Origin of the sequence: Croceicoccus sp. Ery5, assembly GCF_020985325.1 — a bacterium.
Lineage (GTDB): Bacteria > Pseudomonadota > Alphaproteobacteria > Sphingomonadales > Sphingomonadaceae > Croceicoccus.
The window spans coordinates 753,003-770,661 of sequence record NZ_CP087587.1; the positions used below are offsets into that span (position 1 = coordinate 753,003).

A 17,659-nucleotide genomic window follows, 5' to 3' on the forward strand; every position below is an offset into this window, starting at 1 on the left:
TCAGCGGGCGCCGGCGCGTTGCAGGGCAGGCTCCAGCTCTTCCCAGGTGGGAGCGCCGGTCAGCCGCGTGCCGTTGATTTCCAGCGTCGGGGTCGAGGTTACCTCGTACCCGTTCGACGTTTCGACGAATTTTTGCGCCGCATCCAGATCGGTCAGGCAGGCATTGGCCTGATCGCGCGAAACGCCGCGCGCTGCGAAGAAATCGGTCATGCCGAACAATTGCGCCATGGCTACAAGGCGCTGTTCGGGGGGCAGGGCCGAAACCTGCTGGAACGCCCCGTCGCCCGCCTGCTGCGCATTCTGGAAGAACATCGCCTGATTTGCCCAGAACTGGTCGGCCAGCGCGATCGTCGCTTCGGGTGCGGAGCATTGCGCCAGCAATGCGGCGGGCACGTCCATCGCGTTCAGCATGACAAAGCGCAGTTCAAAGCTGACCCGGCCGCTGTCGACATATTCGCTGCGCAGTTCCTCGCCCGCGGTCTCGGCGAAATCGGCGCAGTGCGAGCACGACAGCGCGCCATATTCGACGAATTTGATCGGCGCGTCGGGATTGCCCATCAGGTACCCGCCCTGTTCGGTCGGCACCACGATCTGCGACCAGCTTTGCCCTTCGGGAGCGGGCACAGCCTCTACCGGATCGCTTTCGACCGAACCGACGGTCGCCTCTTCGGCGGAATTGCAGGCAGCCAGCATCGCCAGCGGCGCAAGCGCAAGGGCGAGGAGCGGGCGGTTGAAACGGGCTTTGATCATCGAAATCTTTCCAATCTGAAGAAGCTAGCGCAAGCGGGGCACCTTGCGGAAGCACGGGGGCCAAAATGCGGGCCGGTTTTGCACAAGCACCGCACCCGATCCAGGCGTTTCAGCGCCTTGTGACGCCAATAATGCGCCGCCAGCGCGCCTGTTCGTGCGCGATGCGGGCGAATCACCCCTATTTCATGCGCACATCCAGCTGCGGTTTCAGGCTGGCCCAGTCATGCGTTCCGGCCAGCAGCACGCCGTTAATGTCAAAGCTGGGCGTGCCCGAAACGCCGCTGGCCAGATAGGCGGCGGTCTTTTCCGACAGGGTCTTTGCCAGCGCCTCGTCCGCAAGGCAGCGGTCGAGTTGCGGCTTGGAATAGCCGCGGCGGGCCATGATGTCATAGAATCCCAGATCGCGGGCGACGGCCTGCATGCGCGCGCCGACGGTGCCCGTCTGGTAACGCGCGCGCTGCGCCGAAGTCGCCTTGTACCATCTGTCGAGCCATACGGGCTGCGCGGACATGATCGCCGAATGATTGGCAAGGAAACGGTCGCTTTGCCCGCAATTGGTGACCAGCGCGGCGGCCAGATCGGCCTGATCCCGTACCAGATGGCGCACGACCACCGATGCCTTGCCCGTCGCGGCATAGGCAATCACCAGCTCCTTGCCCGCTTCCTGTTCGAAATGGGCGCAATGGGGGCAGGTATAGCTGACATATTCGGTCAGGGTGACCGGCGCCTTGGCAGGGCCGATGCGGTGCACGCCGGGTTCGACGCGGGTCACGCCTTGCGGCGATTGCGCGGCGCCCGAAGCGGCAGCCGCAGAACCGGCAGTGCCCGATTGCGCGGTGAGCGCGGCCGCGCCCGCCATGGCCAAGGCCAGAATTTTCAAACCCGTCTTCATCGTCATCCCTTGTCATTCCCGCCCGGCACGGTCCCGCCCAGCGAACGGGCCAGCGATTCCAGCACCGTGCGCAATTCCGGATCGCCGATATCGCGCAGCGAATCCCCCAATTCCATCGGAATCGGTTTGAGCGACGGCGGCGGTTTGGCCTTGCCATCGCCAGCGATAGAATCGGGTACCTGAACCTGACCCTGCCGGATTTTCACCTTTGCCACCGCGCTATAGCCGAAAAAGCGGTTCACCCGCTCGATCACTTCGGGAATGACGTGCTGGATCAGCGGGGCGTGGGCAGGCAGCACGACCAGTTGCAGCGTGCCCCCCGATTTCTCGCCGGGGGGAAATCGGATCGCCTCTGGCGCGGAGACGCGGGCGTGTTGGGGACCGACGATTTCGGCCCAGCGCGACACGACCGACGATTGCACGAAACCGAACCGGCGAAACGCGGTGCGCCCGATCTGGGGCATCAGATCGCCGATGGGTCTGGCCGCCCCGCCGCGCGGGCGTTCATAGGGTTTGGGCCCCGCCGCCTTTTTGGCGCCGCCATTGCTTGCGGCCTTGCTGCGGGGTTTTTCAGAGTCGCTTTCCATGACCCGCCAGCCCATGCCATAGGCGTGCCGGTCGTGACCAGTTCCCTTCACAAGAAACCCGCAACGCATACAGGCGCCGGCGCATCGCGCATCGCGCATGATCTGCTGCGCTGGTACGATGCCAATGCCCGAACGCTGCCGTGGCGGGTGCCGCCGGGCAGCAATGAAGCGCCCGACCCCTATCGCGTGTGGCTGTCCGAAATCATGCTGCAGCAAACGACGGTGGCGGCGGTAAGGCCCTATTTTGACGGCTTTACCGCGCGTTGGCCCGATGTCGCCGCGCTGGCCGCCGCGCCCGAAGCCGATGTGCTCGCCGCGTGGGCGGGGCTGGGCTATTACGCGCGGGCCCGCAATCTGATTGCCTGCGCGCGCATGGTGGCGGGGGCAGGCGGTTCCTTTCCGGAGACCGAGGAACGGCTGCGCGCCCTGCCGGGTGTGGGGGCCTATACCGCAGCGGCGATAGCGGCCATCGCATTCGGCCAGCGCGCCGTGGCGGTGGATGCGAATGTCGAACGCGTCGTGTCGCGCCTGTTCGCCATAGCCGATCCCTTGCCCGCATCGCGCCCCGCAATCCGCGAGGCTGCCGACAGCATCACACCCGATGCGCGCGCGGGCGATTTCGCGCAGGCGATGATGGATCTCGGCTCTTCCGTCTGCACATCGCGCGAACCCAAATGCCTGATCTGCCCGCTGCAAGGCGATTGCATCGGCCATGGCAGGGGGATTGCCGCCAGCCTGCCGGTGAAGGCCGCAAAGAAGCCCAAGCCGCAACGCAGCGGCACGGCATATTGGATCGAACGGGACGGTCATGTGCTGCTGGTGCGCCGCCCTGCCAAAGGGATGCTGGCAGGCATGCGCGCCTTGCCCGACGATGGCTGGGCCGCACGGCGCGATGGCGACGGGGTGCCGCCGGCGGATGGCGGCTGGCGCGACAGCGGTGCCAGCGTGCGGCATGTGTTTACCCATTTCGTCCTCGACATGCGGATCAGCGCAATGCGCGATGCGCCGCCCGCCATGGCAGAGCGGCTTGACGGCGAATGGTGGGCAATCGACCGGCTGGACGATGCCGGTCTGCCCACGCTGTTCGCCAATGCCGCCCGGGCCATGTCGAAATGCGAATAAGGGACAAGCAAATGGTAGGGAAGTTCTGCCAGTGATTGCATTTCGCCTGCGGGCGGGGCTAGGCCGCGCGGGTTGAAGCGATCATTCGATACAGGGATACAGCCATGGTGAACGGCCCGATGGACGGCGAAATTGTGCAGGCCGACGGCGACCGCCGCCGTTCGCGCCGGATCGACCGCGCCGATCACGTCCGCGCCGATCCCGATGCTCTGTGCGCGCTGATGGGCGACCGCGCACTGCTGCTTAAAATGGACGAATGCGACCCGCTGGTCAGTGATGACGGCAGGCTGGAATGGGGCACGCTGGACGATGCGCCGCAAGGGGCGGAGCTGGTGTTCCTTGGCCTTGATGGCGATCGCGGCTGTTTCGCCGCCGTGCCGCGCGGCACCGGCGCGGGCGATGCGCGGGGCAAGGCATGGCTGCAGGCGGGGCAGCTGAACCCGCAGGATTTCGCCACTTTCGCGGCCGCGCGCAGCCTTGCCAGCTGGCACGCGACACACCGGTTCTGCGCGCGCTGCGGTTCGATGACGGTGCAGGGCAAGGGCGGTTGGCAGCGCGATTGCACCGATCGCGATTGCGGCGCTTCGCATTTCCCGCGCACCGATCCGGTGGCGATCATGACGGTCGAACACACCACTGCCGATGGCGAGCGACTGGTGCTGCTGGGTCGCGGCCTCGGCTGGCCCGAGGGGCGCTATTCCGCGCTGGCGGGCTTTATCGAACCGGGCGAGACCATCGAACAGGGCGTGCAGCGCGAAGTGCTGGAAGAGGCGGGGCTGAAGGTTCATTCGGTCCGCTATCGCGCTAGCCAGGCCTGGCCGTTTCCGTCGCAATTGATGATCGGCTGCCACGCGGTGACAGATCACGCGACCCTTGCGATCGACCGGACCGAGCTGGACGATGCATTCTGGGCAACGCGCGGGGAATTGTTCGCCGCGCTGGAAGGGCTGCCGGGCAAGACATTTGATCCGCCGCCGCCGCATGCCATCGCGCATTATCTGCTGCGCGACTGGCTGGACCGGCCCGCGGACTAGCCGGACGGATCAGCTAAACGGACTGGCTATGCGGATTAGCTAAACTAGGCCCAGCTTGGTCAGCTGCCCCAGCAATTTGCCCGGCAGCACATCGCCCGCGTCGGCCCCTTCGGCCAGATCGGGCGGAGCGTCTTCGTCTTTCAGATAGCGCCAGCCCTGATGCGCGCGGCGCGGGCGGGCCTGCACGCGGATCAGCTGCGGGGCAAGGTGGATCCACCAGCGCCCGTTATCCTGCTGTTCGAAACCGGTGATCGGGCTGCGCGCCACCAGCGCATGTTCATGCACCCAATAGAGCGACCCGCCTTCCAACTCCTCCACCCGCTTTGGGCAATAGCGCGTGTTCAGCGATACGCGCGGGCGATTGGCGAACCAGCTTTCGATATCGTCATAGCTTTGCGCGCCAAAGGCAATCTTGGTGAGGTGCAGGGGCATCGCCCCAAGATAGGGCGAATACGCCCCGCCTCAACCCGTCAGCCGACAAGCCCCGACGCGACCGCAAGGCCGAGGAAGGCGAAGAAGCCCATCGAATCGGTGATCATCGTGACGAACACCGACGATGCGACCGCAGGGTCTTGATCCAGCCGGTCGAAGATCACCGGCACCATCACGCCCGCAAGTCCCGCGGTGATGATATTGATTACCACGGCCGCGGCGATCACCCCGCCCAGCATGGGCGTAAAGATCAGTGCCGTCGCCGTGCCGATCAGTGCCGCCACGGTCAGCCCGTTAAGCAGGGCCACGCGCATTTCGCGCCAGATCACGCGTCGCGTGTTCGATTGCGTCAGCTGGTTCATCGCCAGCGCGCGCACCGAAACCGCCATGGTCTGCGTGCCCGCATTGCCGCCGATGCTGGCGACGATGGGCATCAGGATCGCCAGCGCCACCAATTGTTCGATCGCCGCGCCGAATGCCGCGATGATCAGCGATGCGACCAGCGCCGTACCCAGATTGGCGACCAGCCAGCGGACACGCTGGGAGTATGAGGTGCGGATCGGTTCGTTGATGTCGCCTTCGCCCGCGCCCGACAGCAGCAGCGTATCCTCGCCCGCTTCTTCCTGAATGATATGCGCAACGTCGTCGGCGGTGATCTGGCCGATCAGCCGCCCGCCCTTGTCCACCACGGCGGCGGAAATCAGCGCGTATTTCTGGAAGCGCAGCGCGACTTCTTCCTGATCCAGATCGGCGGGGATCAACGTCTGGTCACGCTTCATCACATCGGCGATCGGCACGCTGCGCGGGGTGCGCAGTATCCACGAAAGCTGGCACGTGCCGACGGGGCGATGCGCGGGATCGACGACGAAGACTTCCCAGAACTCGGTCGTCAGATCGGCATTGTCGCGCATGTAATCGATCAGATCGCCGATGGTGATATGTTCGGGCACCGCGACCAGATCGCGCTGCATCAGGCGGCCTGCCGATTCCTCGGGAAAAGACAGCGCGCTTTCGATGGCGGCGCGGTCTTCGGGGTCCAGCTCGGCCAGAACGGCGGCCTGATCGCTGGCGTCAAGGTCTTCGATCAGCGCGACGGCGTCGTCGGTTTCCAGCTGTTCGGCAATGCCCGCCACCGCATCGGGCGGCAGCGCTTCCAGCAGATCGTCGCGAACGTAATCGTTCAGCTCGGAAATAACCTCGCCGCTCATCAGATCGGCGATGCCGCGGGCCAGCGCAGGCCGGTCCTCGCGCGGCAGGATTTCGAACAGATCGGCGATATCGGCGGGGTGCAGCGGTTCGACCAGATCGCGGACGTCGGTCTCGGCGTCCTCGTCCAGAGCCTCGCGCACCGCCTCGACGAATTCGGGCTTCAGCCGGTCATCCTCGTCCAGCCGTTCGGCGCGGGCTTCTTCGGCCTCGCTCATATGCTCGGCATCGTCGCTGGCGACGTATGACGCGATCGCGGCCTCTTCGGCGTCATGCTCCTTGGCAAGGTTCTGGTCGTCGCGCTCCATCAGTGCCGGTGTCTAGGTTGCTGCACCGCGAAATCAACCGGGAAACTTGGGTTTCGCACGTGTGGATGATTTGTGGACGAACCGGTGGGCCATGCTGTGGGAAAGCGGGGTACAAGCCTGTGGATCGGGCGGCATGGCTTGTGGGCAGGCGTGGAAAGTCGCGGGCGTGACATATGCGGGCGATAGCCTATATGCGATGCCGACCCCGCAGACACGCTCCGCGGCCCCGCCAACAGGGGCGGCGCATAAGGGGGCGACAAAGGAGAATTCATGTCCGAGGAAAAACTCACCCTCACGCTCGACACCGGCAATGGTGAGACCGGCGATGTCGTGATCAAGCTGCGCCCCGATCTGGCCCCCGGCCATGTCGCGCGCATCAAGGAACTGGTTGGCGAAGGCTTTTACGACGGTGTGAAGTTCCACCGCGTGATCCCCGGCTTCATGGCACAGGGCGGCTGCCCCAACGGCACCGGCATGGGCGGTTCGGACAAGCCCGACCTGCAGGCCGAGTTCAACGACCACCCGCACACGCGCGGCGTGTGTTCGATGGCGCGCACGTCCTATCCGCACAGCGCCAATTCGCAGTTCTTCATCTGCTTCGACGACGCCCGCTTCCTCGACCGCCAGTACACCGTATGGGGCGAGGTCGAAGAAGGCATGGACCACGTCGACGCCCTGCCCAAGGGCGAGCCGCCGGCAAACCCGGGCAAGATCGTGAAGGCTACGGTTTCGTAATTCGGGCCGTCAGCGACGATTGAAGGAGGGGCGCTTTCGGGCGCCTCTTTTTTGGTGTGGTGTTGGGGGGCTGCTGTTGGTCTTTGGTGCTGGAAAAACGGAACGTCTGCTGGCGACCGATTGCGGACATTTGACCTAACGTGACTTTTGTCCGGGCGTGAGAGGTCGGATTGACGTTATTTCATCGACGACTGCTTCACGATTGAACATGCCCATATGGCCATAGTGACCACGGTGCGCTGTCATCCGGCCTATAAACTCGATGGCATAGAGGTTACCGCTCATGCCTCTCGCCACATTTTCACGCCCTTCCAATTCTGGCGAAAACGTTAGCCAAATCGCTTCGCCCGACGTCTCCTGAGTGCATTCGGTCTGGGGACTCGGGCAAAACCTTGACCCTTCAAAATCGTCGCGCCAAAGCCCGCGGTAGGTTTGAGCCGTATCCATCTCGAAACACTGGTCAACAGCTAGGCTGGATATGGCAGCGAACCCACCAAATCGGGCTTTTTCGACGCACTCATCTGTCATTCCGGGAGAGTGTTCCCGTAAAAGAGCAACTTCATTATCGGACAAGACCGGAACCTGAGCGTCACAACTCCATAAAAATGCAAGGCTCAAGCCCGAGATGAACAGCCGCGTTCTAAAGCAATATGCCATTTTTCGATTTTGCAGAGAAAAGGTCCGCAAACCACCCCGTTCCGGTCATTAGCGCGTAAAAGCTGAATGCCCGAAAGCAGCCGCAGCCGCGGCTGTCACGTCGAACGGCTTGCTGCGGACCTGATGGCCCTCTGCGGCCGCCGGCCGGACTTTCGCCTCTGCGATCCTAGACTGCGGCTGCTTCGCAATCCTCGTCTAAGATCGCTGGCTACAGCTTGGCGTTTGCTAGCCAGTCGTTGAAAATCCTGACCGGCCTCGTCTCCAGCGCCTTGGGGCGGCAGACGAACCAGAAGCTGTAGGGGCTCTCGATCTCGAGGTCGGGGAACAGCCTTGCCAGACGTTCGTCACGCGCGCGGGTCAGATGGTCTCCGTGCATGATCGCGATGCCCAGCCCCTGTGCCGCAGCCTCGAGGATCAGCGCGCCCGAATCGAAATGATCGACCAGAGGTTCCTTGCGCATGTCGATGCCCACAGCCTCGCGCCATGCCGCAAAGCTGAGGTCCATGTCCGAATGGACGAGGTAGTTCATCTTCTCCAGCTTCGCCGGATCGGGCACGTCGCCCACTTCCTCGGCCGTTTTGCGCGATGCGATGGCGTGGACCATATTGTGGTCGAGCCGCACCGCATGCAGCTTCGGATCGACATTATCGGCAATGATGATCGCCGCATCGACCGATTCGCCCAGACGCGCCAGCGGGTTGGGATAGCTGTCGATATCGATGTGCAGCGCCGGATACAGCTGTCGCAATTCGGGCAGACGCGGCACCAGCCGCTGTTCGCCGAACAGGGGCAGCACGTTCAGGCGCAGGCGCATGATCTTGTTGTCGGCCATTTGCCGCCCGACCTGCTCGGCCAGCTCGTCCAGCGCGGGGGCGACCGCGTCGAACAGGGCCTGCCCCTCTTCGGTCAGCTTCATGGTCTGGTGGCCGCGGTTGAACAGTTTGCGGCCGGTATAATCCTCAAGCGCGGTCACGCGGCGCGACAGGGCCGACGGGCTGAGCGCCAATTCCGCCGCGGCAGCCTTGGCCGAGCCGAGCCGCACGATGCGGACAAAGGCTTCCAGCGATCTGAGAGGTGGCAGGCGGCGTGTCGCCATCAATCGGAACTTTCGTCTTCTGTTTTTTGATCCCCGACAGGCGGATGAAGGCGGATGCGTTCGACATGGCGTTCGTCGCCCGCGATCACTTCCAGCTTCCAGCCGCTGTCATGCTCCAGCACTTCGCCCACTTCGGGCACGCGCTCTGCCAGAACGAAGGCGAGACCGCCCAATGTGTCAACCTGTTCTTCGACTTCGGCCAGATGCGGATCGACCCTGCGCGCCACATCGATCAGCTGCGCGCGGGCATCGGCGTCCCACATCCCCTCGTCGATGGGGACCAGCAATTCGACAGGGGCGTCGTCATGCTCGTCCTCGATCTCGCCGACGATTTCCTCGACCAGATCCTCGATCGTGATGATACCGTCGGTGCCCGAATATTCGTCGACCACAATGGCCAGATGCACGCGCCGCGCGCGCATGTCGGCCAGCACATCCAGCGCCCCGCGCGCCTGCGGCACGTAAAGCGGCTGGCGCATCAATGTCGTCCAGTCCTTGGGCGGGGGGCGGTTTTCGGCCAGAAAGGGGAACACGTCCTTGATCAGCATCATGCCGATCACATGGTCCAGCGTTTCCGAAAACACCGGTATGCGCGAATGGCCGTGTTCGGCGAATGTCGCGACCAGCGTGTCCCAGCTGGCGGCCCGGTCGATCGCCACGATCTCGCCACGCGGGATCGAGACATCGTCGGCGTCCTTCTCCGAAAAATGGAGGAGATTGCGCAGCATCTGCCGCTCGATCTGCGAAAGATCGCCGTTTTCGTGGATGGGGCCTTCGCGGCCTTCCTCTTCCTCGTGCTCGTCGATCGCTTCCTCGATCTGGGCGCGAAGCGATTGCTCACCCTCGCTGCCGTCGAAGAACGACCGGATCCGATGCCAGAGAAGGCGCCTGTCCGGCTCCTGAGAGCCGGTGTCGGTACTGTGACTGTCGGCCATGATGGCCTCTTGAACCCTTCGTCAAAGAACCGGCCAGCGGGGTTTCCGGCAGCCGGTTTCAGGAATGATACGGATCTGCGATCCCCAGCCGGGCCAGGGCCCGCGTTTCAAGTGCTTCCATCGCCTCGGCCTCGGCATCGCCAAGCTCGTGATCGTGACCGGCGATATGAAGCAGCCCGTGAATCACCAGATGCGTTGCATGAACTGCAAGTGCAACAGATTTTTCATCCGCCTCGCGCGCGCAGGTTTCCAACGCAAGCACGATATCGCCCAGCATGACCGGTGCGCCGCTGTCTTTGCGTTCGGCGGCGCGCAGCACTTCCTCACGCGAAAGCATGGGAAAACTCAGGACATTGGTAGGCTTGTCCCTGGCCCGCCATTGCCGGTTCAGCGCGTGCACCTCGTCATCGTCGGCGAATACCACGCTGACCAGCATGTTGGGATCGGCCAGCTCGGGCGCTTCGGCGGCAATCGCCTCTGCCGCGCGGTGGGCCAGCATGTCCCAGTCGATATCGTCGCCCCATTCGGGCGATACATCGGTTTCCAGTGTCGGAGCAGTCATCGCGGATTCGCTTGTCGCGCCGTTCAACCGGGCACGCCCGAGCCTTCATAGGCCTCGACCACGCGGCCCACGATCGGGTGGCGCACGACATCGGCTGCGGTAAAGCGGCTGACGGCGATTCCTTCGACCCCTTCCAGCCGTTCGACCGCGTCGGCCAGCCCCGAATGGCGGTCGCCGCCGGGAATATCCACCTGCCGCGGATCGCCGCACACCACCATGCGGCTGTTCTGACCGAAACGGGTGAGGAACATCTTCATCTGTTCGCGCGTGGTGTTCTGCGCCTCGTCCAGAATGACAAAGGCATCGGCCAGCGTGCGTCCGCGCATGAAAGCGATGGGCGCGATCTCGATCTCTCCCGATGCCAGGCGGCGTTCGACCTGTTCGGGCGGCATGCAATCGTACAGCGCGTCGTAAAGCGGGCGCAGATAGGGGTCGACCTTGTCCTTCATGTCGCCGGGCAGGAAGCCCAGCCGCTCGCCCGCCTCGACCGCGGGGCGCGACAGGATCAGGCGCTGCACGCTGCCGGTGATCAGCTGCGCAACCGCCTGTGCCACTGCCAGATAGGTTTTGCCCGTGCCCGCCGGACCCAGCGCAAAGATGATGTCATTGCTGACCAGCGCCTGCATATAGGCTTCCTGCGCCTTGGACCGCGGGGCGATGGTCTTCTTGCGGGTGCGGATCATGATCTGCGGGCGGCCATTGCGGCCCAGATCCGCGCCAAGCCCCGTCTGGTCCTCGCCCTTGACGATGCCGTCCAGCGTGGGCTCGCTGCTCATCGCGATCAGCGCGTCGACCGCGCCCGCGTCGAGTTCGAAACCCGACAGCAATTGTTGCTGCATGCCTGCCAGAACGTCGCGGGTGCGGGCGACGGCTTCCTCTGTCCCCTCGATCTGCACGCGATTGCCGCGTGCCGCGATATAGACGCCGAGGCGGTCTTCAAGCTGGACAAGATTGCGATCGAACTGCCCGAATAATGCGCCCAGCATTTCGGCATCGGGGAATTCCATCTCGGTCCGCGCCCGGGTTCCCGCGGTGGCGGTTCGGTCGGCGGGCCAGTTGCCCGTGGGGGCCGTGGGTGCGGCAACGCGCGCGTTCTTGCGGCTCACTCGTGCTCCTTGTCATGACCGGCAAGGGTAATGCGGAACCGACTCGGACCGCTGCTGAAAACCGGCCTGTTGCTGGGATCAAGATAGGTGCACCGCGGGGTTAGGCAAGTCGCCGCAGGGTCAGCGGCTGGGGATAACCGCTGTATCGCCGCCGTCTTCCTGCGCTTCGGCTGCGTGGATGGCCGATGCGGTGCGGCGGCATGCGGCCGATCCGTTGCTGCACTGGCGCGCGGCGATCACCTGTTTCCCGTCGCTCAGCAGCAATTCGCCGCCGCGACCGCGTGCGATGGCGGGCGATACGCGGAAGAAATCGGCCAGCGCATCGCGCGCGGTGCTGCGATAGCTCTCGCACTCCTTCACCTGCACATTGCCGGTGCGCAATTTACCCTCGACCAGGCGCAAGCTGCCCGAAATGGCGGCGGGGCAATCCATCCAGATGGCGAAACTGCCGTTTTTCAGCGCCAGAACGGGCCTCCCGCCGGGCGCGCCGGGGGACATGATCTCGAACGGGGCGGCATCCAGTGGCGGTGCCTCGGGATCCTTTGGTCCGCTGTCGATCTGGCTTAGCGTGATGGCATGGGTCTTGCCCGCCAGCATGATCTTCCCCTCGCGGTTGCGGCCGATCAGCGGCTTGTCCGCCAGCACGGACGCCATTGCGGCATCGACCGCGCTATCGGTGCAATCATGCGTCGTCTGGCGCGGCTCGCCCAGTGCGAAGCTGCGGGTGAGGGGAATATAGAGCGATTCCATCTGGTTGCAGCCAAGCCATCGCAGATAGGAGCCGCCGAAATGCACCGTCGCCAGGTCGTCCTGCAAATCGGCAGTGGGCACACCGTCGACCGCCGTGACCAGCCAGCCCGTACCCGCGAGATCGAAGGCGAGAGGCGCGAATCCGGGCGCCAGTTGCAGCCCGTCGGGATTGGGGGGCGGGTCGACTGTGTCATCCTCCATCACCGCGGGTGCGGTCAGGGGCAGGGGGTCGGCCACGGTATCGCGTTCGGGTGCGGCATCGCATCCGCCCAGCCATGCGCCGCCGCCCAGCGCAAGCCAAAGCGCCACGAATTTCAGCACCTTGCGCAGGGCGCGGGGATCGGGGCGGGGCGGGCGGTTCATGCTGGCGTTCGTTCGCATTTCCCCTGCGGGCCCGCAAGCGATATAAGGGGCCATGCGCATTATCCCGACCATGCTCGCCCCCGTCACAATGCTGGCCATCACCGCATGCGGGTCGCCGCCGGTGCAGGAGAATACGGCCGAGGCAACAGCGGCTGAGGTCATGCCGGAGGGTCCGTCCAATGCGGTGCCCGTGGCCGACGCGGCCGATGGCTTTCTGGCGCAGCATTTCGCCGATGATGGCGAGGTTTCGGTCGCAACGACCGCCATCGACCTGAACGGCGACGGCATGGACGAGATTGTCGCCTATGCCAGCGGGCCGATGCTGTGCGGATCGGGCGGCTGCAATGTGCTTGTGCTGGAACCTGCGGGTGAGGGCTTTACCGTGCGCATGGACGCCAGCGTGTCGAAACTGCCGGTGACCGTGCTGGATAGCAGCAGCCACGGCTGGCGCGATCTGACCGTGTGGGTCGGCGGCGGCGGAGGCGAAAGCGGCAATGCCGTTTTGCGTTTCGACGGTATCCGCTATCCGTCGAACCCGACCGTGCCGCCCGCCATCCTGCAGGAAGAGCAAGGCACGGTCCTGATCGCGCAGGACGCGTGGGATTCGATGCGCAGGCTGGGCGCGCCCGAAAGCTAAACGACGCGCGCTTCCAGCGAATTGGGCCCGGCAGCCAGCAACTCGACCTGCACCAGGTCGCCGATGGCGGCGTCCCCCTCAAACCATGCGGATTGCAGCCATGGCGTCTTGCCCAGCCACTGGCCGGGTTTGCGGCCCTTGCGTTCGACCAGAACCTCGCAGGTCCTGCCGACCGACGCCTGGTTAAAGGAAAGGCTGTCGCGCTGCAGCGCGGCCTGAAGCCGCTGCAACCGCTCGTCCATCACTTCCTTGGCGATCTGGTCCGCCATGGTCGCGGCAGGAGTGCCGGGGCGGGGCGAATATTTGAAGCTGAAGGCCGCGGCATAGCGGATGGTGTCGACCATCTTCAGCGTGTCCTCGAACTCCGCATCGGTTTCGCCGGGAAAGCCGACGATGAAATCGCCGCTGATCGCGATATCGGGCCGCGCGGCGCGGAACCGTTCGATCAGCGCGATATAGCTTTCGGCGCTGTGGCTGCGGTTCATCGCCTGCAACACCCGGTTATTGCCCGACTGCACCGGCAAATGGAGATAGGGCATCAGCTTGCCCACTTCGCCATGGGCGGCGATCAGCGCGTCGCTCATATCGTTGGGATGGCTGGTCGTGTACCGGATGCGTTTAAGATCGGGCATCGCCGCCAGCGCGCGGATCAGCCCGTCCAGGCCGATGGCGCGCCCCTTGTCGTCCTCGCCGTCCCACGCGTTGACGTTCTGGCCCAGCAGGGTGATCTCGCGCGCGCCGGCATCGACCAGTTTCTGCGCTTCCTCGACCAGATCGGCGAAGGGGCGGCTGATTTCTGCGCCGCGCGTATAGGGCACCACGCAATAGGTGCAGAACTTGTCGCAGCCTTCCTGCACCGTCAGGAAGGCCGACGGGGCGCGCTTCGTCCGCGTCGGCAGCACGCCGAACTTGGCATTGGCGGGCATGTCGGTATCGGTCACGCGCTCACCGGCACGGGCCTTTTCGATCATCGCGGGCAGTCGGTGATAGGCTTGCGGTCCGACGACCATGCGCACATCGGGGCTGCGCGCCATGATCTCCTCGCCCTCGGCCTGCGCAACGCAGCCTGCAACCGCGATCAGCGGGGCAGAGCCATCGTCGCGGCGCAAGCGGCCGATATCGGAGTAGACCTTTTCGGCGGCCTTTTCGCGGATGTGGCAGGTGTTCAATACGACCAGATCGGCATCCTCGCCCTCGGGCGCGGCGGACATGCCCTGCGCGCCGAGCAATTCGGCCATGCGTTCGCCATCATAGACGTTCATCTGGCAGCCGAAGCTTTTGATGCGATAGCTTTTGGGTTCGGAGAGGGATTTCATGGGGCGCGCCCTTACGCCTTTGCGTCCGCGATGGCGAGTCCCCTCTCCAACCGTTCGGTCAGCGCCGCGGCCATGGCCTTGCGTCCGGCCAGCTCCCCGCCTGCCAGCGGCGGCAGGAAATGCACGGTCAGTTCCACCGGATCGCGGCGCGACAATATGCGCAGGAAATTGGCGTCCCCCGCCTCGTCATCCACCCATGCAATATCTTTCGCGTCGCGGTAATGCAGAACCACCGGAACGACGGGCACGCCCTGCGGCGCGGGGTCGATCGCGGATAAAAGACTGCTTTTGACCGGCAATAATCCGTCGCCATTTCCGGTGGTGCCTTCGGGAAACAGGGTCAGCACATCGCATTCGTCGATGGCGGCGCGGATCTGGTCGACCTGCTGCGACACGGTGTGCCGGCGCGATCGGGCGATGAACACGGTGTCGTTCATCTCGCACAATTTCTTCAGCACCGGATGCCCCTGTAGCCCGTCATGCGCGACAAAGGCCGACCGCGCGGTGGCGGCCAGCGCGGTAATGTCGATCCAGCTGACGTGATTGGCCAGCAGCATGGCGCGGCGCGGTGGGGTGCCGCGCACGGTAATCTCAACCCCGGCGATAAAGGCGATGCCTGCCAGAAATACCGGCGGCACGGGATTGCGGCCCGGCAGCGGAGCAAGCAGCGCAAAGGCGATCACGCAGGCCAGCAGCCAGATCGCCATGGCCGCCAGCCGCACGGGCGCGCGCCAGCCCATGTCAGGATCAATCCCGGTCGAGGCGGACGCCGTAAAGTTCCATGCGGTGATCGACGAGGCGAAAACCCAGCTTTTCCGCGATCTGGCGCTGCAGCGCTTCCAGTTCGGGATCGACGAATTCGACCACCTTGCCGGTTTCGACATCGATCAGATGGTCGTGATGCGCCTCGGGCGATGCTTCGTAACGGGCGCGGCCATCGCCGAAATCGTGGCGGTCCAGAATCCCCGCCTCTTCAAACAGGCGCACGGTGCGATAGACGGTGGCGATCGAAATGCCGGGATCGATGGCCGATGCGCGTTCGTGCAGCTTTTCGACATCGGGATGGTCGGTGCTTTCGGACAGCACCTTGGCAATCACGCGGCGCTGTTCGGTGATGCGAAGTCCGCGTTCGGCGCAGATCGCTTCGATGTCGATCGGGTTGGGCACTGGGTTACAGCCTTGGATAGCAGTTGGAAAAGAATAAAGGGCGATGGCGCCGCTTTGCCGCGATCATAGACCGCGCCGCCGTCAACGCAACCGCCCTGAATTCCTGTACCCGTGCCGGTCGTGTGGGGGTGGGGGATGAAACCGGCGGGGCGATGCGGGGGCCATGACTGCCCCCGTCTTTTCTGCGGGCGTTCAGCCCTTTTTGCGGCGACTGCCGGGCTTGCGGCCCAGGCCGATTTTCTTCGCCAGTTCGCGACGCTTTTCCGCATAGTTGGGGGCAACCATCGGATAGTCGGCCGGCAGGTTCCAGCGCGCGCGATATTCGTCGGGGGTCATGTTGTAATGCGTCATCAGATGGCGCTTGAGCATTTTCAGCTTCTTGCCGTCTTCAAGACACACGATGTAATCGGGCTTTACCGATGCGCGGATCGACACGGCCGGTTCGGGCGGCGTTTCTTCTTCCTGTGCCGCTTCGCCAAGACCGGCAAGCGCCGCATAGACATTGCTGATCAGCGAGGGGACGTCGCCGACTTCCACGTTATTATTGCTGACGTGAGCGGCCACGATGTCCGACGTAAGCGTAATAAGCGTCTCGTTCACGTCGAGTACGGGATTATCCATGACTTAAAATCCTTTCAGTACGGTTCTTCGCCGCTTGACCACCCCGAATGCCGTCGGCGATGCGCGTCTTTTGGTCCATCATTTATTAAAATACAACTATTCACTGCGGGATTTTCATTGAAAAACCCGCTTGTTAAAATTTTAATTTTAAGTTCCGGAGTGATCGCCGTGCGAATTCTGGTCCGTGTTGCGAATGCCAAGCTGCGGCAGCGGGAAAGATGGATTTAAGATGCGTTAATAATGCGCATGAAAGTAATCGCGTTTCGCCTTTTCCCGTCGCGTCCCGAATAATAGTCGCGTCTTAGCCCCACGGGCTTGAAACCGTGGGCGTGATACAAATGGCGCGCCGGATTGTCGTCGCGCATTTCCAGAAATATCTTGGAACAGCGCAGATCGCGCGATGTTTCCACCGCGCGATCCAGCAATCTGCCGCCCAGCCCCTTGCCCCGCGATTCGGGTGCGACCGCGATCAGCAGCAGTTCTTCCTCGTCCACTACGCGGCGCAGCAGGGCAAAGCCAGTCACCCTGTCCAGATCATGCGGAGCCAGATTGCCGGTATCGTCGACCAGCACGAACCGCGTGTCGGGCATCACCAGCGCGCCCAGCAATTGCGAACGGTTCCACGCCTCGCCGTAAACCGGATCGAAGGCCACTTCCATGACGCGCATGATCGCATCGGCTATCTTCTGGTCGGGCATCAGCCTGCCCTTTGGCTGTTGTCGACCCGCCTTCCCGTGGTGCCCTTGTTCGGGATCGCCGCATCGGGGCGGCGGCCATAGGCGGGGTGCGGATCGGGCAATAACAGGCTTTGCGGCAGGGCTGCAAACTGCCGCGCATCGGGGAGCAGCGGCCACGCCTGTCCGAACCCGCGCGCGGCGACCAGCGCCTCGGCCTTGCTGCCTGCGACCTGTTCCGCGGTCAGCGCGGCCTGCGCTTCGGGAGGAGGGAGCGAGCGCGCATCCGAACGGGGCAGCCCGTCGGCGGCGAATTCCTGCACGAACCATTCGCCATGGCCGGCATTATTGGCCACGCCGACCGGCACGGCGCCCGATTGCGCGCGCGCCTGCGCAGCGATCAGGGCGAGTGTCGGAAATCCGACCAGATCGGCCCGCCATGCCAGCGCCAGTGCCTTGGCCGCGGCCAGCCCGACGCGAATGCCGGTAAAGCTGCCGGGGCCTGTCGAAACCGCGATCCGGTCCGCGCGCCCGCCATCGGGCAATTCCGCGATCATCGGGACCAGCCGTTCGGCATGGCCGCGCCCCAGCGTCTCGCAGCGCCCGTCGATCAGGCGCAGCATATCGCCCTCGCCCTCGCCCTCGAACAGGGCGGCGGAACAATTCTCGGTCGCGCAATCGATGACGAGAGTTCGCACTCCGCGCCTTA

Annotated in this window: 21 protein-coding genes; 4 read left to right on the forward strand and 17 right to left on the reverse strand. The window is 64.2% G+C overall.

Features of this window, described 5'->3' with window-relative positions:
- The 3 genes from LOZ74_RS03570 to LOZ74_RS03580 all read right to left on the reverse strand — a co-directional run bounded on the left by LOZ74_RS03570 (position 1) and on the right by LOZ74_RS03580 (position 2,229).
- Positions 1-750: a thioredoxin domain-containing protein gene (locus tag LOZ74_RS03570; protein WP_230292931.1), complete on the reverse strand. Its 750-nt coding sequence runs from the start codon at positions 748-750 to the stop codon at positions 1-3.
- Between the two features lie 178 nt (positions 751-928).
- Entirely contained in the window at positions 929-1,648 is a 720-nt protein-coding gene (locus LOZ74_RS03575) for a thioredoxin domain-containing protein (protein ID WP_230292932.1), read from the reverse strand.
- Positions 1,645-2,229 carry a DUF721 domain-containing protein gene (locus LOZ74_RS03580; RefSeq protein ID WP_230292933.1) on the reverse strand — a complete coding sequence of 195 codons (585 nt, stop codon included), beginning with the start codon at positions 2,227-2,229 and terminating at the stop codon, positions 1,645-1,647. The genes LOZ74_RS03575 and LOZ74_RS03580 overlap by 4 nt, the downstream gene beginning before the upstream one ends.
- A gap of 33 nt (positions 2,230-2,262) precedes the next feature.
- Between LOZ74_RS03580 and LOZ74_RS03585 the strand changes: the two genes are divergently transcribed.
- The gene (locus LOZ74_RS03585; RefSeq protein ID WP_230292934.1) at positions 2,263-3,351 is read left to right on the forward strand and encodes an A/G-specific adenine glycosylase; all 1,089 of its coding nucleotides are present in this window, start codon (positions 2,263-2,265) and stop codon (positions 3,349-3,351) included.
- 119 nt (positions 3,352-3,470) lie between these two features.
- Entirely contained in the window at positions 3,471-4,385 is a 915-nt protein-coding gene (nudC, locus tag LOZ74_RS03590; protein ID WP_230292935.1) for an NAD(+) diphosphatase, read from the forward strand.
- Positions 4,386-4,424: 39 nt separating this feature from the next.
- Here nudC and LOZ74_RS03595 read toward each other — a convergent pair whose 3' ends face one another.
- Together LOZ74_RS03595 and mgtE are read right to left on the reverse strand one after the other, a co-directional pair.
- Positions 4,425-4,817, reverse strand: a complete 393-nt coding sequence (locus LOZ74_RS03595; protein ID WP_230278879.1) for a DUF1489 family protein — start codon at positions 4,815-4,817, stop codon at positions 4,425-4,427.
- A gap of 38 nt (positions 4,818-4,855) precedes the next feature.
- On the reverse strand, positions 4,856-6,334 hold the full coding sequence (gene mgtE, locus LOZ74_RS03600) for a magnesium transporter (protein ID WP_370638899.1): 1,479 nt from the start codon (positions 6,332-6,334) through the stop codon (positions 4,856-4,858).
- A 267-nt stretch (positions 6,335-6,601) separates the two neighbouring features.
- Here mgtE and LOZ74_RS03605 point away from each other — a divergent pair, with 267 nt between their 5' ends.
- Positions 6,602-7,066, forward strand: coding sequence for a peptidylprolyl isomerase (locus LOZ74_RS03605; RefSeq protein WP_230278878.1), 465 nt, complete (start codon positions 6,602-6,604; stop codon positions 7,064-7,066).
- A 135-nt stretch (positions 7,067-7,201) separates the two neighbouring features.
- Here the strand turns inward: LOZ74_RS03605 and LOZ74_RS03610 are convergent, their stop codons facing one another.
- The 6 genes from LOZ74_RS03610 to LOZ74_RS03635 all read right to left on the reverse strand — a co-directional run bounded on the left by LOZ74_RS03610 (position 7,202) and on the right by LOZ74_RS03635 (position 12,535).
- Positions 7,202-7,639 (reverse strand): hypothetical protein, encoded by a 438-nt coding sequence (locus LOZ74_RS03610; protein ID WP_230292936.1) that lies wholly within the window; start codon positions 7,637-7,639, stop codon positions 7,202-7,204.
- Between the two features lie 292 nt (positions 7,640-7,931).
- On the reverse strand, positions 7,932-8,819 hold the full coding sequence (locus LOZ74_RS03615) for a LysR substrate-binding domain-containing protein (RefSeq protein WP_230292937.1): 888 nt from the start codon (positions 8,817-8,819) through the stop codon (positions 7,932-7,934).
- Entirely contained in the window at positions 8,819-9,754 is a 936-nt protein-coding gene (locus LOZ74_RS03620) for a hemolysin family protein (RefSeq protein WP_230292938.1), read from the reverse strand. The genes LOZ74_RS03615 and LOZ74_RS03620 overlap by 1 nt, the downstream gene beginning before the upstream one ends.
- 58 nt (positions 9,755-9,812) lie before the next feature.
- Complete coding sequence (gene ybeY / locus LOZ74_RS03625; protein WP_230292939.1) at positions 9,813-10,316, reverse strand: rRNA maturation RNase YbeY; 504 nt, start codon at positions 10,314-10,316, stop codon at positions 9,813-9,815.
- Between the two features lie 23 nt (positions 10,317-10,339).
- Positions 10,340-11,422, reverse strand: a complete 1,083-nt coding sequence (locus tag LOZ74_RS03630) for a PhoH family protein (RefSeq protein ID WP_370637988.1) — start codon at positions 11,420-11,422, stop codon at positions 10,340-10,342.
- A 120-nt stretch (positions 11,423-11,542) separates the two neighbouring features.
- On the reverse strand, positions 11,543-12,535 hold the full coding sequence (locus LOZ74_RS03635) for a hypothetical protein (RefSeq protein ID WP_230292940.1): 993 nt from the start codon (positions 12,533-12,535) through the stop codon (positions 11,543-11,545).
- 52 nt (positions 12,536-12,587) lie between these two features.
- On the opposite strand from LOZ74_RS03635, the gene LOZ74_RS03640 reads away from it, so the two are divergent.
- Positions 12,588-13,172 carry a hypothetical protein gene (locus LOZ74_RS03640; RefSeq protein ID WP_230292941.1) on the forward strand — a complete coding sequence of 195 codons (585 nt, stop codon included), beginning with the start codon at positions 12,588-12,590 and terminating at the stop codon, positions 13,170-13,172.
- Here LOZ74_RS03640 and miaB read toward each other — a convergent pair.
- The 6 genes from miaB to tsaB all read right to left on the reverse strand — a co-directional run bounded on the left by miaB (position 13,169) and on the right by tsaB (position 17,648).
- Positions 13,169-14,488, reverse strand: coding sequence for a tRNA (N6-isopentenyl adenosine(37)-C2)-methylthiotransferase MiaB (gene miaB / locus LOZ74_RS03645; RefSeq protein WP_230292942.1), 1,320 nt, complete (start codon positions 14,486-14,488; stop codon positions 13,169-13,171). The two genes, LOZ74_RS03640 and miaB, sit on opposite strands and share 4 nt — an antisense overlap.
- 11 nt (positions 14,489-14,499) lie before the next feature.
- A complete protein-coding gene (locus tag LOZ74_RS03650; RefSeq protein WP_230292943.1) occupies positions 14,500-15,228 on the reverse strand; it encodes a lysophospholipid acyltransferase family protein in 729 nt (242 codons plus the stop codon).
- A 7-nt stretch (positions 15,229-15,235) separates the two neighbouring features.
- Positions 15,236-15,655, reverse strand: a complete 420-nt coding sequence (locus tag LOZ74_RS03655; RefSeq protein WP_230292944.1) for a Fur family transcriptional regulator — start codon at positions 15,653-15,655, stop codon at positions 15,236-15,238.
- A gap of 192 nt (positions 15,656-15,847) precedes the next feature.
- Complete coding sequence (locus LOZ74_RS03660; RefSeq protein WP_230292945.1) at positions 15,848-16,276, reverse strand: MucR family transcriptional regulator; 429 nt, start codon at positions 16,274-16,276, stop codon at positions 15,848-15,850.
- Positions 16,277-16,500: 224 nt separating this feature from the next.
- On the reverse strand, positions 16,501-16,974 hold the full coding sequence (locus LOZ74_RS03665) for a GNAT family N-acetyltransferase (RefSeq protein WP_230292946.1): 474 nt from the start codon (positions 16,972-16,974) through the stop codon (positions 16,501-16,503).
- Positions 16,974-17,648 carry a tRNA (adenosine(37)-N6)-threonylcarbamoyltransferase complex dimerization subunit type 1 TsaB gene (gene tsaB / locus LOZ74_RS03670; protein WP_230292947.1) on the reverse strand — a complete coding sequence of 225 codons (675 nt, stop codon included), beginning with the start codon at positions 17,646-17,648 and terminating at the stop codon, positions 16,974-16,976. Before tsaB ends, LOZ74_RS03665 begins: the two co-directional genes overlap by 1 nt.
- Positions 17,649-17,659: the final 11 nt, after the last annotated feature.